The sequence below is a fragment of the Pseudarthrobacter sp. 902506025 genome (assembly GCF_040702325.1).
Lineage (GTDB): Bacteria > Actinomycetota > Actinomycetes > Actinomycetales > Micrococcaceae > Arthrobacter.
On record NZ_JBFBKW010000004.1, the window covers coordinates 119837 to 137286 of the forward strand.

The following is a 17450-nucleotide window of genomic DNA, read 5'->3' on the forward strand; positions in this document are numbered from 1 at the left end:
AAAGCTTAGCCGCGAAGGGTGTCAGGCCCCGAGTCGGGGGTGCCTCCGTGAAACGGAGCATCCTCCGACACGCCCTGCGGGTGCGGGGGCTGGGCGTCCAGCGGCTCGTCAAGGCGCGCCTTCTTCGCTTCCTCCTGCGCTTCCCGTTCAGCCCGTTCCTGGCGGCTCTCCACCGGTCCGGTCAACTGGACGGGACGGGTTTCCTTGGACAGCCACACCTCGCGGAAGTCCCGCTTGCGGACGTCACGGAAGATGTCGGCAATCTCGGCCTGGTTGAGGGTCTCCCGCTCGAGCAGCTCCAAGGCGAGGTAGTCCAGGATATCCCGGTTCTCGGTGAGGATTTCGTAGGCCTCGTCATGTGCCTGCTCGATCAGGCGGCGCACTTCCTCGTCCACGACATAGGCAATCTGGTCAGAGTAGTTCCGCTCGTGCCCTGCGTCGCGGCCCAGGAACGGTTCACCGCCGCCCTGGCCCAGGCGGACTGCACCGACGCGTTCGCTCATGCCGTATTCAGTGACCATCTTGCGTGCGGTGCCGGTGGCCTTTTCGATGTCATTAGAAGCACCGGTGGAGGGATCATGGAACACGATCTCCTCGGCGACGCGTCCACCCATGGCGTAGGCCATCTGGTCCAGGAGTTCGTTGCGGGTCACGGAGTACTTGTCGTTTTCCGGGACCACCATGGTGTAACCAAGGGCGCGGCCGCGGGGAAGGATGGTGATCTTGGTGACCGGAGCGGAGTTCCGAAGGGCCGCCGCCACCAGGGCGTGGCCGCCTTCGTGGTAGGCGGTGATCTTGCGCTCGTGTTCCTTCATGACGCGGCTGCGCTTCTGCGGGCCGGCCATGACGCGGTCAATGGCCTCATCCAGGGCGCGGTCGTCAATCAGGTTGGCGTTGGAACGCGCGGTGAGCAGAGCGGCCTCGTTGAGGACGTTGGCGAGGTCGGCACCGGTGTACCCGGGCGTCTTCTTCGCCACACCCTTCAGGTCCACCCCGGGAGCCATCGGCTTGCCCTTGGCGTGCACCTGCAGGATCTGGTCGCGGCCGATCAGGTCCGGCGCTTCCACGGACACCTGGCGGTCGAAGCGGCCGGGGCGCAGCAGGGCCGGGTCCAGGACGTCTGGCCGGTTGGTGGCCGCAATGAGGATCACGTTGGTCTTGACGTCGAAGCCGTCCATCTCCACCAGCAGCTGGTTGAGGGTCTGCTCGCGTTCGTCGTTGCCGCCGCCGATGCCGGCGCCGCGGTGCCGGCCGACGGCGTCGATCTCATCCACGAAGATGATGGCGGGCGAGTTGGCCTTGGCCTGTTCGAAGAGGTCGCGGACACGGGATGCACCGACGCCGACGAACATTTCCACGAAGTCAGAGCCGGAAATGGAGAAGAAGGGTACGCCGGCCTCACCGGCAACCGCGCGGGCCAGCAGGGTCTTACCGGTACCTGGCGGGCCGTAGAGCAGCACGCCCTTGGGGATCTTGGCGCCGACGGCCTGGAACTTGGCTGGTTCCTGCAGGAATTCCTTGATCTCCTGGAGTTCCTCCACGGCCTCATCGGCACCTGCAACGTCAGCGAAGGTGACCTGCGGCATGTCCTTGCTGACCATCTTGGCCTTGGACTTGCCGAACTGCATGATCTTGGAGCCGCCGCCCTGCATGCGGGTCATCAGGAACCAGAAGAGTGCGCCCAGCAGGATCACGGGGATCAGGAGGGAAAGCAGGCCGGAGAACCAGTTGCTTTCAATCGGCTGGTCGGTGAACCCCTGGGCCGGCTTGGCGTCGGTGACTGCCTTCACCACGTCCTGTGCGCGGGCATCCACGAAGAAGAACTGGACGCTCTTGCCTTTGTCCTGCCCGTCCACCTGCAGGTTGTCCTTCAGCGTGAGGTCAACGCGGTTCTCGCCGTCGAAGATCTTGGCCTGCTCCACCTTGTTGCTGGAGAGCAGTTCCAGGCCCTTGTCCGTGTCGATCCGGGCCGCACCGCCGGGGGCGAGCGTTGCAAAAGCCACAAGGAGCAGACCGACCACAACGACGATCCAGATGCCCGGGCCTTTGAAGAAGTTCTTAGCTTTCATCTGTTCGGGGCTGGCCCCGTCCCTTCCGGTAGTGCTTCACGGCGAGTAGTCTGCGCGCGTGATGGTGCTGCGTCAGCTTCTAGCTATACACCGTCCGGAGTAAATCACGCATAGCGAAAAGCAAAAGTTCCCTGTGGGCGTAGATGGTGCGGCAGTCCGCAGAATACCGCGTCAGGGCTGCCGCTTCCCGGTATCCGGCAGCCCCACGGACCCACGCGTGACCAGCCGGCACCCGAGCCGCACTGGGTCCGGTCCGCCCGTGGGCGGGGTGGGGCCGGCCTCCGCTGCGGCGCTTTCGAGTTCATCGATCAGCCGGTTGGCGGCCCAGGCCCCCATTTCGGAGTGCGGCACGGCGACCGTCGTCAGCCCCGGATGGAGGTTGGCGGCCAGCAGTTCCTCATCGCCGAACCCGACGACGGACAGGTTGCCGGGGATGGACAGGCCCAGTTCCGCGGCGGCGCGGTAGGCGCCCATGGCCAGGGAGTCACTGCAGCAGAAGAGGGCCGACGGCGGGTTGGCGGCTGCCAGGATTCTGCGGGCAGCCGCGTACCCGCCGGATGCATCGGGCGACGCCGCCTCGCCAGTGGCGGAGGCACCGTTCAGTCCCGCACGCTGAAGTGCGTCCCGGAAGCCCCGGGCGCGCTGGCGGGTGGAGTGGTTCTCTTCAGCGGTGGTGAGGAGTCCGATCCGGGTGTGGCCGGCAGCGAGCAGTGCTTCCACCGCGGCTGCAGCCCCACCATATTCGTCGGCCACGACGGCGGGAAGGCTCCGGTCGGGGGCGACGGCATCCAGCAGGACCGCGGGGACCTTGCCCGGGGTGGCGGAGGGCTGCAGGACGCGCCGGTGGCCGGCCGCGTAGAGGATTCCGTCCACCTGCCGTGCCAGGAGGGACTCCACGCCAGCTTGTATGGGGTCGGTTGCGTGCTGGCCGGGTTCCGGGCTGGACTTCAAGGCGGGCTGCGGGCCGGCATCCGCTTCTGCCTGCGCCGGGATGTTGACGACCATCAGGGCGTAGCCGCGGGCGCGGGCCGCCTGTTCCGCGCCCAGGATGATGCGGCCGGCGTGCGGAGTGGTGGCCACATCCTCAATTGCCAGGCCCAGCACACCGGACCTGCGGCTGCGGAGGGCGCGCGCCAGGCGGTTGGGGCCGTAGCCCAGCCGCGCCGCCGTCGTCCGTACTTTCTCGCGGGTTTCCGGGCTGACCCGGGCGAAAGGCACGTCGTTGAGGACGTGCGAGACCGTGGTGACCGAGACGCCGGCTTCCCGCGCCACGTCCCGGATGCCCACGCTGCCGCTACTCACGCTTCCCGCACCTCAGCAAGGCCACTGCGGGATGGGATGTCACGGCAGTCACGGCAGTCCCGGGCGGCGGCACCATTGCCGTGAACCGCCATGCCGAGGGACGGGGTTACTCGTAGACGTGCGGCGCCAGGGTGCCCACGAAGTCCAGGTTGCGGTACTTTTCCGCGTAGTCCAGGCCGTAGCCCACCACGAATTCGTTGGGGATGTCGTAGCCCACGTACTTGACGTCGATCTCCACCTTGGCTGCGGTGGGCTTGCGGAACGCGGTGCAGATTTCCACGGACGCGGTGCCGCGGGATTCCAGGTTGGTCTTGAGCCAGGACAGGGTCAGGCCGGAGTCGATGATGTCCTCGACGATCAGCACGTCCTTACCCATCAGGTCGGTGTCCAGGTCCTTGAGGATCCGCACCACGCCGGAGGACTGAGTACCCGAGCCGTAGGAGGACACGGCCATCCAGTCCATGGAGATGTGGCTGTGCAGTGCCCGGGCCAGGTCAGCCATGACCATGACGGCGCCCTTGAGGACGCCAACGATGAGGATTTCGCGTCCTTCGTAGTCTTTGTCGATCTGCGCGGCGAGTTCGGTGATCCGCTGCTGGATCTGTTCCTTGGTGTAGAGAACGTGCTTGAGATCTGCCTGGACGTCGTTTGAATCCACCAATGGCTCCTGTTTAGATGCGGGGTGCGACTATTTTGCGGGCGGTTTTTGAGGCCGGAATACTAGCTTCCCACAGCGCGCGGGTTCGCGGGGAACGGAACGGGCGCCGCCCGGGGCCCCTGCAGCCGCCGCGTCCTTCGATTCCTCCAGCTGCGCCAGTGACAACCGGTACACACTCACGCCGCCGGGAAGCTCAACCGGTCCGGCCGAGCCATGCCGCCGGAGCAGCGCTTCTGCCGCCAAAAGGCGCCGGTAGCTGGGCTGCTGCCCGCCGGCGTCGGCCGCTGCCTTGGCGATGACACGGAACCTGATGGCCGGTGCAAGCGCCCGCAGCGCCTCCTCCGGCAGGCTCAGTCCGCTGCCGTCCCGTTCCACCAGGGAGGCGTAGGTGCTTTCCGCCACATCGTCCAGGTAATCGGCGTCCAGCTGCAGGATGGCGGCTGTCCGGGCCAGGGATTCGGCGACGCCGGGACCAAGTTTTTCCTCAAGGTGCGGGAGGACTTCCACCCGGGTCCGCGACCGGGCGAAGGCGGGATCGGAGTTGGTGGGATCGTGCCAGGGATCCAGCTCCTCCACGGCACAGATTTCCTCGGTGTCCGCCCGGCGGAGTTCCAGGAAGGGGCGCAGGAGGACGGCATTTCCAGTTCCAGGACGGGCCGGCCGCATCCCTGCGAGGGACCGCGTGCCGGAGCCGCGGGCCAGCCCCAGCAGTACTTGTTCGGCCTGGTCGTCCAGGGTGTGACCCAGCAGGATTGCCTCCGCGCCCTGATCTGCGGCTGCGGCCTCAAGCGCGGCATGCCGGGCTTCACGGGCGGCGGCTTCGGGGCCCATGCCGGCACCGGCCACCGTAACGGTCCGGATTTCCACCGGGTGCAGGCCCAGGTCCTGCAGTGCTTCCACGGTGCGGGCGGCGATATCGCCCGACCCCTCCTGCAGCTGGTGGTCCACCACCACGGCGCCGACGGTCAGCGGGCGGCCGTCCACGTGGCCGCGACGGCCAAAGTACGCGGCGACGGCGGCGAGCGCCAGGGAGTCCGGGCCGCCGCTGCAGGCTACGAGGACGTGGCGGGGATAGCCGGCCCCGGCCAGGGCGTTTTGCAGCAGTTTGCGCGCAGTGCCGACGACGGGCGCCAACCTGCCCGGCCGGCGTCGGCCGCTCCGCGCGCCCTGTCCTTCAGCCGCCGGGGCGCCCACCGGTACCTCTGAAGGCAACTAGAGGCCCATCCGGTCGAGCCACAGCTTGGCGTCGTGGATCTCGGGCTCGGTGGGAAGGTGGTCCACCGAGTCCCATACCTTGTTGAAGCCCTCCATGCCGGCCACGTCCACCACGGCGCGGACAAAGCGGGCACCGTCGGAGTACTGGCGCATTTTGGCGTCCAGGCCCAGAAGGCTGCGGATGAACTTCTCGATGACGCCCCGGTCCTTGCCGCGGTCGTTGAAACGCTGCCGGATGGTCTTCACGGACGGGACAATGCTGGCGTCCACGGCATCCATCACCACATTCGCGTGCCCCTCGAGCAGGCTCATCACAGCGGTGAGGTGCGAGATGGCGGCCTTTTCCTCGGGGTCCTGCAGCAGGTCCAGGATGGCGCCGCGGCCCGGCGTGTCTCCGCTGGCAGAGCGGTCCTTCAGTGAACGCGCGGCAGCTGAGGCACGCTCCATCAGGGAATCGACGTTGCCCAGCAGGTGCCCGCTGAGTTCGTCGATTTGCTCCAGCATGTGGTGGCGCAGCCATGGTGCCGCCGCGAACTGCACCCGGTGCGTCTGCTCGTGCAGGCACACCCAGAGCCGGAAGTCCTCCGGGGCGACGTTCAGTTCGCGCTCCACCGAGACGATGTTCGGTGCCACCAGCAGGAGCCGGCCGGCAGCAGGGGCCGTGGAGTTCTCCGCCAGCGCCGCAAAGGGATCGTACTGGCCCAGGACCTTGCTGGACAGGAAGGCCAGGACGGCGCCCAACTGGCTGCCGGTAATGGCGCCGCTGACCTGGGCGGCCGCGGGGCTGAGGTTTCCGCGCCGGGTGTCCAGCATCTTCTGCATGGCGGGCTTGAGCATCACCGCGAAGCTTTGGGTGTTGGCCTTGGCCCAGGACGCCCGGTCCACCACCAGCACGGAGGAATCGCGAAGGTCTCGCGCCGCTTCCAGCCCGGTGATCTCGTGGACGTGCGGCACGGATGCGTCCGCCAGCCGGCGCAGGCTGTCCACCGCCTCCCCAATGGCTTTTCCGTCGAGCACGGGTCCGGCCGGAGCCAGCCTCGCCGCGGCAGAGGCAGCGAGGTCCCAGTTGATCAGGGCCTGCGCCTGGTTGGACTGGGCTGCCTGGTTGGACTGGGCTTCCGGGGACAACGTCGGTGCGGACTCGCGCGCAGTGGACTCCATGGTTCCCATCAGAACACAGCAGGCCAGGGATCGTCCTTAAGTTCGCTGACCGGCGAAACTTCCACAGCCCCTGCACAGGGAGGCGAAAGCGCTGTCCCAGACCCGCCGGGCAGGCTGGAAACCGCAGGGCAGCCTGCCTGTCCAGGAGCGGCCCGCCCCCGCACAACCGTTGCTGCCCCGCACCGTTTATGCGGGGCAGGGCCGCCCATGCGGTCCACGGCCATAACCATCGAAGGAGGAACCATGATCCCCTACCGTCCCATCGCTCCCCTGACCATCGGCCCGCGCACGGGCTGGAAGTCGGTGCTGGCTGCCGTCGTGATGGCCGCGCTGCTGGGGACTACCGGAAGCCCGCGCTAGCGGCAGCCGCAGCCCGCCAGCGCGGTAGCTGCCCGGTCCAGCGCCACCTTGTTGCCGGCGGCTCCGGGCGTCAGTCCGTTGCCGATGAAGGAGAACACCAGGAGCCGGCCGTCGGCGTCAACCACATAGCCGCTCAGCGCCAGCACGGTATTCAGGGTCCCGGTCTTTGCGCGGACCAGCCCGGCGCCGCCCGAGGTGGTGGCATCCCCGTAACGGGTGTCCAACGTGCCCGACAATCCGCCAACCGGGAATCCGTCCAGTGCGGCGCGAAGCCTGGCATCCGTTCCCGTGGTCATGACCCGCACCACGTCCGTGAACTGGCGGGCCGTGACCTGGTTGCCCATGGCCAGGCCGCACACATCCACCAGCTTCACGGCGTCCACTGTGATCCCGGCGGCCGCAAGCTCGGCGGCGACCGCGGCAATGGCGCCGTCATTGCTTCCGGGCCGTCCCGTGCCCAACGCGGCCATCCGGCCCATGGTTTCGGCAAGGTAGTTGTCCGAGACCTGCAGCATCAGGTCCACCTGCTCCGCCACGGTGGCCGAGTCAACACCGGCCAGGGCTGCAGCGCCGGCCTTGGCCGCGCCGGGTGAACGGTCGACGCCGGCCGCCACCGTCAGTCCCGCCCCGGCGCCTGCCGCACGGAGCTGGGCCGCGAACGCTTCCGCCGCAGCCATGGCCGCGTCCTGGGGGCGGGGACCGGTGGTTACGGCGGGATCAAAGCGTGCGGAGTTGAGCGCCAGCGGGTACAGCGGAGCGATTTCGCCGGCTTCCACGTCTCCGGACTGCCAGTTGGGATTCAGTGCAGGGCCGGTGAAGAGGGAGTCGTCCAGCAGGACCTTGATGTCACCGGTGGTACCGGCGGCCTGCAGGGCCTGCACGGTGAGGGCTGCGAGCGTGGCCAGGCCGGCATGGCCCATGGCCTGTCCGGGCCGCGACTCCCCCGCGCCCAGGAGGACGTCGCCGCCGCCCACCAGGACCACCTGCCCGGGAGCAGGGCCCTGCACCACGTTCGTGGTGAAACGGTGCTCCGGCCCCAGGGTGCGCAGCGCGGCCACGGCGGTCAGCAGCTTGAGGTTCGACGCCGGCACCCGGCCTTCGGCGCCACCCCGGTCAAAGAGGACCTGGCCCGTGAGCGCGTCCTGGACCATGCCCGTGAAAGTACCGCCGCCGTCGGCTGTCAATAACGGTTCCACCTGCGCCGCCACGGCTGACGGCGCGGGTACGGGGGCGGCAGGCTGAAGGGGTGCCAGCACCTGCGGGGCGGAAAGTGTGGCGGGGGCCTGTTGCCAGGCGGGCGCAGCGGGGGCCGGCGCCGGGGCCTCCGGTCCGCGGAATCCGGGAGCCACGAGCAGGGCCGCCGGGATGGCCAGCGCGAGCAGGACCAGGGTGGCCAGGACCAGGTGCCAGGACTTCCCTGCCTCCTGGGTGATGCCGCCGGAACGCCGGGAACGCCGGGCGCGCAACGGTTCCCCGCCGGTTGGTTTGGTCATGCTGGTGCCGGTCCTCAAGTCCTGAAATTTCCCCACAAGTTCCTGATTCCAGGGCCTCTCGCTATATCCTCAATTGTAGTCGGCGGCACCGACACGCTTTTTTGTGGGCCCGTCAAGTGTGCCGCGCACCCCCTGCAATTGCCGAGGAGCATTCCCATGAAGCACGACGTGACCATCGAGATCCCCAAGGGATCACGCGTCAAGTACGAAGTTGACCACGAGACCGGCCGCGTCCGCCTGGACCGCGTCCTCTTCACCTCCATGCAGTACCCCACGCACTACGGGTACTTCGAGAACACCCTCGGCGAGGACGGCGACCCGCTGGACGCTCTGGTGCTCCTGCAGGACTTCGACCTGCACCCCGGCGTCATCGTCGAGTCCCGCCCCATCGGTGTCTTCAACATGACCGACGACGGCGGCGGAGACGCCAAGATCCTGTGCGTGCCGGTGGACGCCCGCTTTGACCACATCCAGGAAGTCAGCGACGTCAACGAGTACCTGATCAAGGAAATCGAGCACTTCTTCACCCGCTACAAGGACCTGGAGCCGGGCAAGTGGGTCAAGGCCGAGGGCTGGGGCGACCGCGCCGCCGCCGAAGCCGAGCTGGAAGCTTCCATCAAGCGCTACGTGCCCACCGGACACTGATTTCCAGGTTGGGCTTGCCCCAACAACTGCTTTAGGGTCCGCCGGCGGGTGCCCGGCTTTTCGAAGCCGGGCACCCGCCGTCGTTGTTTCAGGAAGTTATGGCATGGTGGGGCTGTGAGTTCCGAGCCAGCCGTGACGTCCCAGCTTCTGTTCCATCCCCCGTGCGGGCCCGTCAGCGGCCGGCGCGACGGCGGCGTCATTCGTGCCACCGGCATTCCCTACGCCACCGCCCACCGGTTCCAGGTGCCGGCCCCGGTTCCGGACTGGACCGCCGAATATGCCGCCACCTCTCCCGCACCGGCCTGCCCCCAGGCTCCGGTGCCGTTCCTGGACGACGTCCTGGGCACCAAATACGGCGAGCTGCCGGGCAGCGAGGACTGCCAGAACCTTTCCATCACACTGCCCGGCGACCTGAAGCCGGACGAGAAGCTGCCCGTCATGGTCTGGATCCACGGCGGCTCCTACACCACCGGCTCCGGGGACCTGGCCATCTTCGACCCCGCACGGCTGGTGGCCGAAAACCGGGTGATCGTGGTCTCCGTGACGTACCGGCTCGGATTGTTCGGGTTCCTCGCCACACCGGCAGGCCGGCCCGGCAACCTGGGACTCCTGGACCAGCTCGAGGCTTTCCGGTGGGTGCAGCGGAACATTGCCGCGTTCGGGGGCGATCCCGGCAGGGTCACCGCCTTCGGCCAGTCCGCCGGGGGCGACGCGATCGCCCACCTGATGGCCACGCCCGAGGCACCATCCCTTTTCCAGCGCGCCATCATCCAAAGCGCCCCGCTGGGCATTACCCGCGGCCGGGCGAAAATGAACCATGCCATGGGCATTGCTGCGGAAGGGGTCTCCGAGCAGACGCCCGCCATGGACGTGGTGGCTCTCGAAGCCCAGGTCACGCAGGTGGCCCGGAAGTTCGGCATGCTGGCGGCCATGCCGTTTGGCACCCAGTACGGCCATGATCCGCTTCCGGAGGAGTCCGTGATCGAGGCTGCCTGGAACCGGACAGCGCCGTCGATCGAGGTGCTGATCGGCCATACCTCCGAGGAGGCCCGCCTGTTCCTCCCCCGCAGCCCCCGCCTGATGCGCCTGGCAGGCATCCCCCTGGTGGGTCCTGCCGCCGTGCGGGCCATCGACTGGGTGGTCACCGAAACCGTGTACGGCCGGGCAACCCGCAGGTTCGCGCGCCGGCATGCCAAGGCGGGCGGGCGGGCGCATTGCTACATCCTGGACTGGCACGCGCCCGGCAACATCTTCGGCGCCGCCCACACGGTGGATTTGCCCCTGCTGCTCGGCAACCGGAAGACCTGGGACGGCGTTGGGCTCATTGCCGGCGCGGACTGGGCGGACGTGGACGCCGCGGGCCGCAGGATGCGCGCCCTGTGGGCCGGCTTCGCGCGGGGCACTGACCTTGGCGGATCCGGGAGCATCCCCGGCGTCCTGCGCTACCGCGCGGTCTGACGCAATGCCGTTTGACCGCAGTGTTGATGAGCAGCCCATGAGGACCCTTGGCGTGGATCTGGCGGCGGCGGCCAAGAAGACTGCCGTGGCGGTCATCGAGTGGAGCGATGACCGGGCCCGGCTGGCCCACCTGGCCCTGGACGTTGACGACCAGGAGATCGTGGACCTGTTCGGCACCTGCGGCATGACCGGCGTCGACTGCCCCGTGGGCTGGCCTGACGCGCTGATTCCGTTCCTCACCGGCCACCTGGCCTTCAACGCAGCACCCGTCCTGGAACATGACGGCATCGCGGGCCGGCGGCTGCTTGCGTACCGGGACACGGACCGGTTCTGCACCGCCCGGACCGGCCTGATCCCCCTGAGCGTTTCCGCCGACCGGCTGGCCCACCCTGCCATGCGCTGCGCGGTGATCCAGGCGAAGATCGCGGCACTGCACGGCCCGCAGCTCCGGGACGGCTCGGGGCGCTTTGCCGAGGTGTACCCGGCGGCGTCGCTGAAGATCTGGGGCCTCAACGGGCGCGGCTACAAAGGCCGCGGCATCCCCGAAGCCGAACGCCTGGGCCTCCTGCTGGCGGCCCTCGAGGAGCAGGCGCCCTGGCTGGACCTGGCCGGGCACCGGGACAGGCTAACCGCTTCGGACGACCTGTTCGACGCCGTCATCGCCTCGCTGACCGCCCGGGCCGTGGCCCGCCGTCGTACCCTCGCCCCTGACGATGCGCATGCCCGGGCGGCCCGCAGCGAAGGCTGGATCCACCTGCCCTCCTGCACGCTGGACGACCTCCCGCTTTAGGGCGTCAGCCGCCCAGTTTCCAGTTCCGGATTTCTTCCGGGTCCTCGCCGTGCGTGCGGGTGTGTTCGCGCGCCCGGTTGCGCCGGTCCTGCAGGTCCTGGCGCAGGAGTGAGTGCTTCTCGGCAAGGCCCGGTACGCGGTCGATCGCGTCGATGGCCAGGGTGAAGCGGTCGATGCCGTTGAGCATGGCCATATCGAACGGGGTGGTGGTGGTCCCCTCTTCCTTGTAGCCGTGCACGTGAAGCCCCTGCTGGTTGGTGCGCCGGTACGCCAGCCGGTGGATCAGCGCCGGGTAGCCGTGGTACGCGAAGATGACGGGTTTGTCAGCGGTGAAGATGCCGTCGAAGTCATGGGCGGGGAGGCCGTGCGGGTGCTCGCTTTCGTCCTGCAGCCGCATCAGGTCCACTACGTTGACCACCCGCACCTTGAGGCCGGGGGCGCCGTTGCGGAGCAGTTCCGCGGCGGCAACGGTCTCCACGGTGGGGACGTCGCCCGCGCAGGCCAGTACGACGTCGGGCTCCTCGCCGGGCACCTCGGAGCCGGCGAACGTCCAGATGCCCAGGCCGCGGTGGCAGTGGTTGGCGGCATCGGCCGGGCCCAGCCAGGTGGGCGAGGGCTGCTTGCCGCTGACCACGATGTTCACGTAGTCCGTCGACGCCAGGCAGTGCTCCATGACGGACAGCAGGGTGTTGGCGTCCGGCGGCAGGTACACCCGGATGACCTCGGCCTTTTTGTTGACCGCGTGGTCGATGAAGCCCGGGTCCTGGTGCGAGAAACCGTTGTGGTCCTGCTGCCACACGTGGGAGGACAGCAGGTAGTTCAGCGAGGGGACCGGCTGGCGCCAGTGAAGTTTGCGGGATACCTTCAGCCACTTTGCGTGCTGGTTGAACATCGAATCGACGATGTGGACGAAAGCTTCGTAGCAGTTAAACACGCCGTGGCGGCCGGTGAGGAGGTAGCCTTCCAGCCAGCCCTGGCACAGGTGCTCGCTCAGTACCTCCATCACCCGTCCGGACCGTGCCAGGTGCTCGTCGACGTCGTCAATCCGGTACTGCCACACCTTGTCGGTGACCTCGTAGACGTTCTGCAGCCTGTTGGACGCCGTCTCGTCCGGGCCGAACAGCCGGAAGTTGTCCATGTTCTGTGCGATGACGTCCCGCATCCAGGACCCGAGCGTGATCATGGGGCTCACCCGGTCCGTGCCCGGATGTGGAACCTCGACGGCGTGGTCCTGGTACGCGGGCAGTTTCAGCGCGCGCCGGAGCAGTCCGCCGTTGGCGTGCGGTGTGGCACTCATGCGGAAGTCACCGGCGGGCGCACCCCGTGCGACGTCGGGCCGGAGCCTGCCGTCGCCGTCGAACAGTTCGTCCGGGCGGTAGGACTGCAGCCACTCCTCCAACTGCTTCAGGTGCTCCCCGTTGGTGCGGACCTCGGACAGCGGCACCTGGTGCGCCCGCCACGTGCCTTCCACCTGCAGCCCGTCCACGGTGCGCGGCCCGGTCCAGCCCTTGGGCGAGCGCAGGACGATCATGGGCCAGCGGTGGCCGCCCTCCCCCGCCTCTTCTGCATCCGGATCCTGCCGGTGGGCGTCCTGGATGGCCTTGATATCGGCCAGGCAGCGGTCCAGCACGGCCGCGAAATCCCGGTGCGCCTGCTCCGTGTTGTCCGGATCCGCCACCGTCACGAAATACGGCTCATGGCCGTAGCCGCGCAGCAGCTGCTCCAGCTGGTCCTGCGGCATCCGGGCCAGGACCGTGGGGTTGGCGATCTTGTAGCCGTTCAGGTGCAGGATGGGCAGCACGGCACCGTCAGTGGCCGGGTCCAGGAAGTTGTGGGAGTGCCAGCTGGCGGCCAGCGGTCCGGTCTCCGCCTCGCCGTCACCGATCACGACGGCGGTCACCAGCTGCGGGTTGTCGAAGACCGATCCGTAGGCGTGGGCCAGGCAGTATCCCAGTTCGCCGCCCTCGCTGATGGAGCCCGGGCTTTCCGGTGCGGCGTGGCTGGGGATGCCGCCCGGGTAGGAGAACTGCCGGAACAGTTCCGCCAGGCCGGCCTCGTCATTGCCCACGTGGGCATAGATTTCGGAGTAGGTTCCCTCCAGCCAGGCATTGGCGACGACGGCGGGGCCGCCATGGCCGGGACCTGCCACGAAGAGCATCTCCAGTGAGTCGCGGCGGATGACGCGGTTCAGGTGGGCGTATACGAAGTTGAGCCCGGGCGTGGTGCCCCAGTGGCCCAGCAGGCGGGACTTGGTGTCCTCAGCCTGCAGTGGCTCGCGCAGCAGCGGGTTGGACCGCAGGTAGATCTGGCCCACCGAGAGATAGTTGGCGGCGCGCCACCAGCGGTCGACGAGTTCCAGTTCCCCCTGCCCGATGCCTTCCTGCCACACGTCGTCCTGCTGCATTGTGTCCTGCATTCCATCGCGCCCAGTGCTGCCGGCCATAACCATCCTCACCTCGGGTGTGCCGCTGCAGGCGGCCGTTTCCCCATCGCAACAGATGGAGGGGCAGGGAGGCAACCCCCGCCGTCGGACCTTCCCTTTACCGCCTTCGGCACCTGTAGGGTACTAAGCAAGCTTAGCTTTCGCTGAGGCGGAAGCTAAGACCATCAATTGTGGGGAGATCGAGACATGCCAGCCGAAGACGACGTTGTAATTCCCGGGGTTCCGTCCAGCGAGCCGCCGGCGTTCGAGGAGCCCACCAGCCCGCGGGAGCCGTTGCCGCCCAAACCGGACCAGCGCGGCCCCGAGGCCGTGTCCCCCACGGGCAGCCCTACCGGCGCGCCGGCCACCGCCCGCGCCCAGTCCGGCCAGTACCTGACCACGGCCCAGGGCCTGCGGCTGCAGGATACGGACCATTCCCTAAAGGCCGGCGCGCGCGGCCCCATCCTGCTGCAGGACCACCACCTGCGCGAGAAGATCACCCACTTTGACCACGAACGGATCCCGGAGCGCGTTGTCCACGCACGCGGCGCGGGAGCGCACGGGGTGTTCCGGTCCTACGGCACGGCGTCGAAGGTAACGCGCGCCGGTTTCCTTGCCGCGGACGTCGAAACGCCCGTGTTTGTTCGGTTCTCCACGGTGCTTGGCTCCCGTGGGTCAGCCGACGCCGTGCGGGACACCCGGGGGTTCTCCACGAAGTTCTACACCGATGAGGGCACCTACGACCTCGTAGGGAACAACATTCCCGTCTTCTTCATCCAGGACGGCATGAAGTTCCCGGATGTGGTGCACGCGGCCAAGCCCCACCCGGACCGCGAGATTCCGCAGGCCCAGAGCGCGCACGACACGTTCTGGGACTTCGTATCGCTCCACACCGAGGCGCAGGCCCACACCCTGTGGAACATGTCGGACCGCGGCATCCCCCGGTCATACCGGACCATGGAGGGCTTCGGCGTCCACACCTTCCGGCTCGTCAACGCCGCCGGCGACACCACCCTGGTGAAGTTCCACTGGAAGCCCAAGCAGGGCGTGCACTCGCTGGTCTGGGAAGAAGCCCAGATCATCAACGGCATGGACCCGGACTTCCACCGGCGCGATCTGGCTGATGCCATCGAGGCCGGCGCCTACCCGGAGTGGGAACTGGGAATCCAGACCTTCCCGGACACGGAAGACCAGATGTTCCAGGGAATCGACCTTCTGGACCCCACCAAGTTCGTCCCCGAGGAACTGGCGCCGGTGCAGCCCATCGGGCTCATGACCCTTAACGCAAACCCCACCAACTACTTCGCGGAAACCGAGCAGGTGGCCTTCCACCCGGGGCACCTGGTTCCGGGCATCGACGTCACCAACGATCCCCTGCTGCAGGTCCGGCTGTTTTCCTACCTGGATACCCAGATTTCGCGTCTGGGCGGCCCGAACTTCGCGCAAATTCCCATCAACAGGCCGCACGCCCCGGTCAACGACATGCTCCGCGACGGCATGCACCAGGCGGCGGTCCATGGCGGTGCCGCGCCGTACCGGCCCAATTCGCTGGATGGCGGCTGCCCGTTCCTGGCGGGGCAGGACATGGGGGCATTCGTAGACGTGCCCCAGGCGGTTGCGGAATCCATCAAGGAACGGCGCAACCCGGCATCCTTCGATGACCACTACAGCCAGGCCCGGCTGTTCTTCCGCAGCCTGAGCTCCGTGGAGCAGGACCACGTGATCCAGGCCTACACGTTCGAGCTCGGCAAGTGCTACGAAAGCGCCGTCCGCGAACGCCAGCTCCAGGCCCTGGCCAACATTGACGCCGCGCTGTGCGCCGCCGTCGCCGCGGGCCTCGGCATGCCGGCCCCGGAGGCCACCGAGCAGGTGCCGGACCGGGATCCCAGCCCTTCCGTGTCCCAGGTGGGTGGGACCTGGCCGGTTGCCGGGCGCGTGGTGGGCATCGTCGCCGACGCTTCCAGCGACCTTGCGGAGGTGGAGGCCGCCCGCAAGGCGCTCGACGGCGAGGGCATGGTCCCGCTGGTCATCGCACCGGCCGGGGGCACGCTGTCCTCCGACGGGCTTTCGGTGACGGTGCAGCGGACCTTCCTCACGGCACGGTCCACCGAGTTCGACGCACTGATGGTCGCCGGGGGCAAGCAACCCGCGGCCGATGCCTCCGCGGGGCGCGACGCCAAGGCCGGGGAGCCGGCTGACGGGCTGGATCCGCGCGTCGCGCTGATGCTGTCCGAGGCTTACCGCCACGCCAAGGCCGTTGGGGCCTGGGGCTCCGGGTCTGCGGTGCTGGAGGCAGCCGGCATCCCGAAGGGGGCCGCAGGGGTGGTTGGCGGGAACGATGCTGCCTCGGTAACCACCGAACTTTCGGGGCTCATCGCCGGCCACCGCGCCTGGGACCGTTTCCCGGCAGCGGGCGCCGCTGCGGAACAGGGAAACTGACCCGGGCCTGTTGGCCTGCCGTCCTGTGGCTGGGGGTCCGCGTCCATGCAATGCGGACCCCCAGCCGTTTGCCGGGGTGGGAACCGGCGGGCCGCCCAAGGGGAAACCGGCCGTTTCGCAATTCCTACTTCCGGGTAGTGTGGACCCAGAATGTTCACCCTGACCATCAACCAGACGGACAGCCGCCGCGACGGCGACCAGGTGCCGCAGCTGCTCAAGGCGCTGCGGCACATTCCCGCGCGCCTGGATTTTGACAGGTCGGTCGAGGACGAAGTCCAGGGGATCGTCGACTGCCCGCACCAGGCCGTGGACGCCGCGCTGATCGCACTGCGAAGCGGGCACTGGTACGTGGGTATCGGAGCGGGGCCCGTGAACGAGCCGCTGCCCAACCAGGTCAAGGACGCGTCCGGGCACGGCCTGGTCTATGCGCGCCGGGCCGTGGACCGGCTCCGCACCAGCAAGGAGCGGGTGCCGGTTGCGGTGGAGGGGCCACTGGCCGACGTTGCCCACGACGCCGAAGCAATCCTGCGGCTGCTGGGCCATATCGTGCGCGAGCGGTCAGGCGCGGAATGGCGCGTACTCGACCTGCTGACCCCCGGGGTCCGCGGCCAGCAGAAGGCCGTGGCGCAGGAACTGGGCATCACCACCCAGGCCGTCAGCAAAGCGGTGGCCCGGGCACAGTGGAATGAGGAACACGCCGCCCGGCCCGCTGCCGCGAGACTGCTGGCGCTGATCCTGGCGGTGCGCTGACTGCTGCTGGGTTGACCGCTGGTGGGCTGACCGCCTGAGCCGGTCCCTCCGTCGTCAATTACTGCAGGGGCTTTTCCGGACTTTAGCTCCCGGTAGCGGCCAGGACCGGCTCGCCGTTGAAGTACTCCAGCTTCCAGCCATCGATCGCGTGGTGGTGCGCCAGGTTGAGGGCCGCATTGTCCACGCTCGCCAGGGTCTGGCCGATGGCGCGGCTGAGGCTGACGCGCAGCAGCGTGCCATGCGTGACCACCAGGAGCCGCTGGCCGCGGAACTCCTCGGCCAGGGCTTCCAGCGCTGCGAGGCCGCGGTCGGCGGCTTCGTCTTCACTTTCGGCGCCCTTGAACCCGCCGGGCACGCGCAGCGCCTCCAGTTCGGGGCCCGCTTGCATCCCTTCGGCCGGGCCGAAGCTGCGCTCGGTGAGTTCCGGGACGCGCCGGGCCACGGTGAGCCCGAGCCCTTCGGCGATCAGGTCCGCGGTCTCGGCAGCGCGGCTGAGCGGGGAGGAGACGATGGCGTCCCATTCGTACGGCGCCAGGATGCCGACGGCGTCCCGCGCCTGGCCGCGTCCGACGTCGTTCAGGGGGATGTCGGTTGATCCCTGCAGCCGGCGCTCGGCATTCCAGTCGGTCTGGCCATGGCGGACGAGGGCGAACGTCGTAAGGGTCATGCCTCTATTCTGCCTTGGCTC

At 68.4% G+C, this 17450-nt stretch carries 13 protein-coding genes; 5 read left to right on the forward strand and 8 right to left on the reverse strand.

Features of this window, described 5'->3' with window-relative positions; all coding sequences use genetic code 11:
• Positions 1 to 5: 5 nt before the first annotated feature.
• The 6 genes from ftsH to dacB form a co-directional block, all read right to left on the reverse strand.
• A complete protein-coding gene (gene ftsH, locus AB0280_RS10425; RefSeq protein WP_159634414.1) occupies positions 6 to 2069 on the reverse strand; it encodes an ATP-dependent zinc metalloprotease FtsH in 2064 nt (687 codons plus the stop codon).
• Between the two features lie 171 nt (positions 2070 to 2240).
• Entirely contained in the window at positions 2241 to 3371 is a 1131-nt protein-coding gene (locus AB0280_RS10430) for a LacI family DNA-binding transcriptional regulator (RefSeq protein ID WP_307492735.1), read from the reverse strand.
• 106 nt (positions 3372 to 3477) lie between these two features.
• Positions 3478 to 4029, reverse strand: a complete 552-nt coding sequence (hpt, locus tag AB0280_RS10435) for a hypoxanthine phosphoribosyltransferase (RefSeq protein WP_041651844.1) — start codon at positions 4027 to 4029, stop codon at positions 3478 to 3480.
• A 30-nt stretch (positions 4030 to 4059) separates the two neighbouring features.
• A complete protein-coding gene (tilS, locus tag AB0280_RS10440) occupies positions 4060 to 5133 on the reverse strand; it encodes a tRNA lysidine(34) synthetase TilS (protein WP_307492857.1) in 1074 nt (357 codons plus the stop codon).
• Between the two features lie 108 nt (positions 5134 to 5241).
• Positions 5242 to 6405, reverse strand: coding sequence for a zinc-dependent metalloprotease (locus tag AB0280_RS10445; RefSeq protein WP_224024222.1), 1164 nt, complete (start codon positions 6403 to 6405; stop codon positions 5242 to 5244).
• A 356-nt stretch (positions 6406 to 6761) separates the two neighbouring features.
• The gene (gene dacB / locus AB0280_RS10450) at positions 6762 to 8258 is read right to left on the reverse strand and encodes a D-alanyl-D-alanine carboxypeptidase/D-alanyl-D-alanine endopeptidase (protein WP_224024220.1); all 1497 of its coding nucleotides are present in this window, start codon (positions 8256 to 8258) and stop codon (positions 6762 to 6764) included.
• A gap of 156 nt (positions 8259 to 8414) precedes the next feature.
• Between dacB and AB0280_RS10455 the strand changes: the two genes are divergently transcribed.
• The 3 genes from AB0280_RS10455 to AB0280_RS10465 all read left to right on the forward strand — a co-directional run bounded on the left by AB0280_RS10455 (position 8415) and on the right by AB0280_RS10465 (position 11151).
• Positions 8415 to 8903, forward strand: coding sequence for an inorganic diphosphatase (locus AB0280_RS10455; protein ID WP_043450105.1), 489 nt, complete (start codon positions 8415 to 8417; stop codon positions 8901 to 8903).
• A gap of 114 nt (positions 8904 to 9017) precedes the next feature.
• Positions 9018 to 10361 carry a carboxylesterase family protein gene (locus tag AB0280_RS10460; protein ID WP_307491345.1) on the forward strand — a complete coding sequence of 448 codons (1344 nt, stop codon included), beginning with the start codon at positions 9018 to 9020 and terminating at the stop codon, positions 10359 to 10361.
• Positions 10362 to 10398: 37 nt separating this feature from the next.
• The gene (locus tag AB0280_RS10465) at positions 10399 to 11151 is read left to right on the forward strand and encodes a DUF429 domain-containing protein (protein WP_307491344.1); all 753 of its coding nucleotides are present in this window, start codon (positions 10399 to 10401) and stop codon (positions 11149 to 11151) included.
• Positions 11152 to 11155: 4 nt separating this feature from the next.
• Here AB0280_RS10465 and AB0280_RS10470 read toward each other — a convergent pair whose 3' ends face one another.
• Positions 11156 to 13594 carry a phosphoketolase family protein gene (locus tag AB0280_RS10470; protein ID WP_307491343.1) on the reverse strand — a complete coding sequence of 813 codons (2439 nt, stop codon included), beginning with the start codon at positions 13592 to 13594 and terminating at the stop codon, positions 11156 to 11158.
• Between the two features lie 186 nt (positions 13595 to 13780).
• On the opposite strand from AB0280_RS10470, the gene AB0280_RS10475 reads away from it, so the two are divergent.
• Positions 13781 to 16012 (forward strand): catalase, encoded by a 2232-nt coding sequence (locus AB0280_RS10475; RefSeq protein ID WP_275181459.1) that lies wholly within the window; start codon positions 13781 to 13783, stop codon positions 16010 to 16012.
• A 150-nt stretch (positions 16013 to 16162) separates the two neighbouring features.
• Positions 16163 to 16762, forward strand: coding sequence for a hypothetical protein (locus AB0280_RS10480; RefSeq protein ID WP_275181458.1), 600 nt, complete (start codon positions 16163 to 16165; stop codon positions 16760 to 16762).
• Positions 16763 to 16844: 82 nt separating this feature from the next.
• On the opposite strand, the gene AB0280_RS10485 is transcribed toward AB0280_RS10480, so the two are convergent.
• Positions 16845 to 17429: a histidine phosphatase family protein gene (locus AB0280_RS10485; protein WP_159634438.1), complete on the reverse strand. Its 585-nt coding sequence runs from the start codon at positions 17427 to 17429 to the stop codon at positions 16845 to 16847.
• Positions 17430 to 17450: the final 21 nt, after the last annotated feature.

What these genes read in the sequence shown, in the direction of transcription:
- AB0280_RS10485 (WP_159634438.1), bottom strand. Translation starts at nt 17,429, where the DNA reads ATGACCCTTACGACGTTCGCCCTCGTCCGCCATGGCCAGACCGACTGG.
- AB0280_RS10480 (WP_275181458.1), top strand. Translation starts at nt 16,163, where the DNA reads ATGTTCACCCTGACCATCAACCAGACGGACAGCCGCCGCGACGGCGAC.
- AB0280_RS10475 (WP_275181459.1), top strand. Translation starts at nt 13,781, where the DNA reads ATGCCAGCCGAAGACGACGTTGTAATTCCCGGGGTTCCGTCCAGCGAG.
- AB0280_RS10470 (WP_307491343.1), bottom strand. Translation starts at nt 13,594, where the DNA reads ATGGCCGGCAGCACTGGGCGCGATGGAATGCAGGACACAATGCAGCAG.
- AB0280_RS10455 (WP_043450105.1), top strand. Translation starts at nt 8,415, where the DNA reads ATGAAGCACGACGTGACCATCGAGATCCCCAAGGGATCACGCGTCAAG.
- AB0280_RS10465 (WP_307491344.1), top strand. Translation starts at nt 10,399, where the DNA reads ATGAGGACCCTTGGCGTGGATCTGGCGGCGGCGGCCAAGAAGACTGCC.
- dacB (WP_224024220.1), bottom strand. Translation starts at nt 8,258, where the DNA reads ATGACCAAACCAACCGGCGGGGAACCGTTGCGCGCCCGGCGTTCCCGG.
- ftsH (WP_159634414.1), bottom strand. Translation starts at nt 2,069, where the DNA reads ATGAAAGCTAAGAACTTCTTCAAAGGCCCGGGCATCTGGATCGTCGTT.
- AB0280_RS10445 (WP_224024222.1), bottom strand. Translation starts at nt 6,405, where the DNA reads ATGGAGTCCACTGCGCGCGAGTCCGCACCGACGTTGTCCCCGGAAGCC.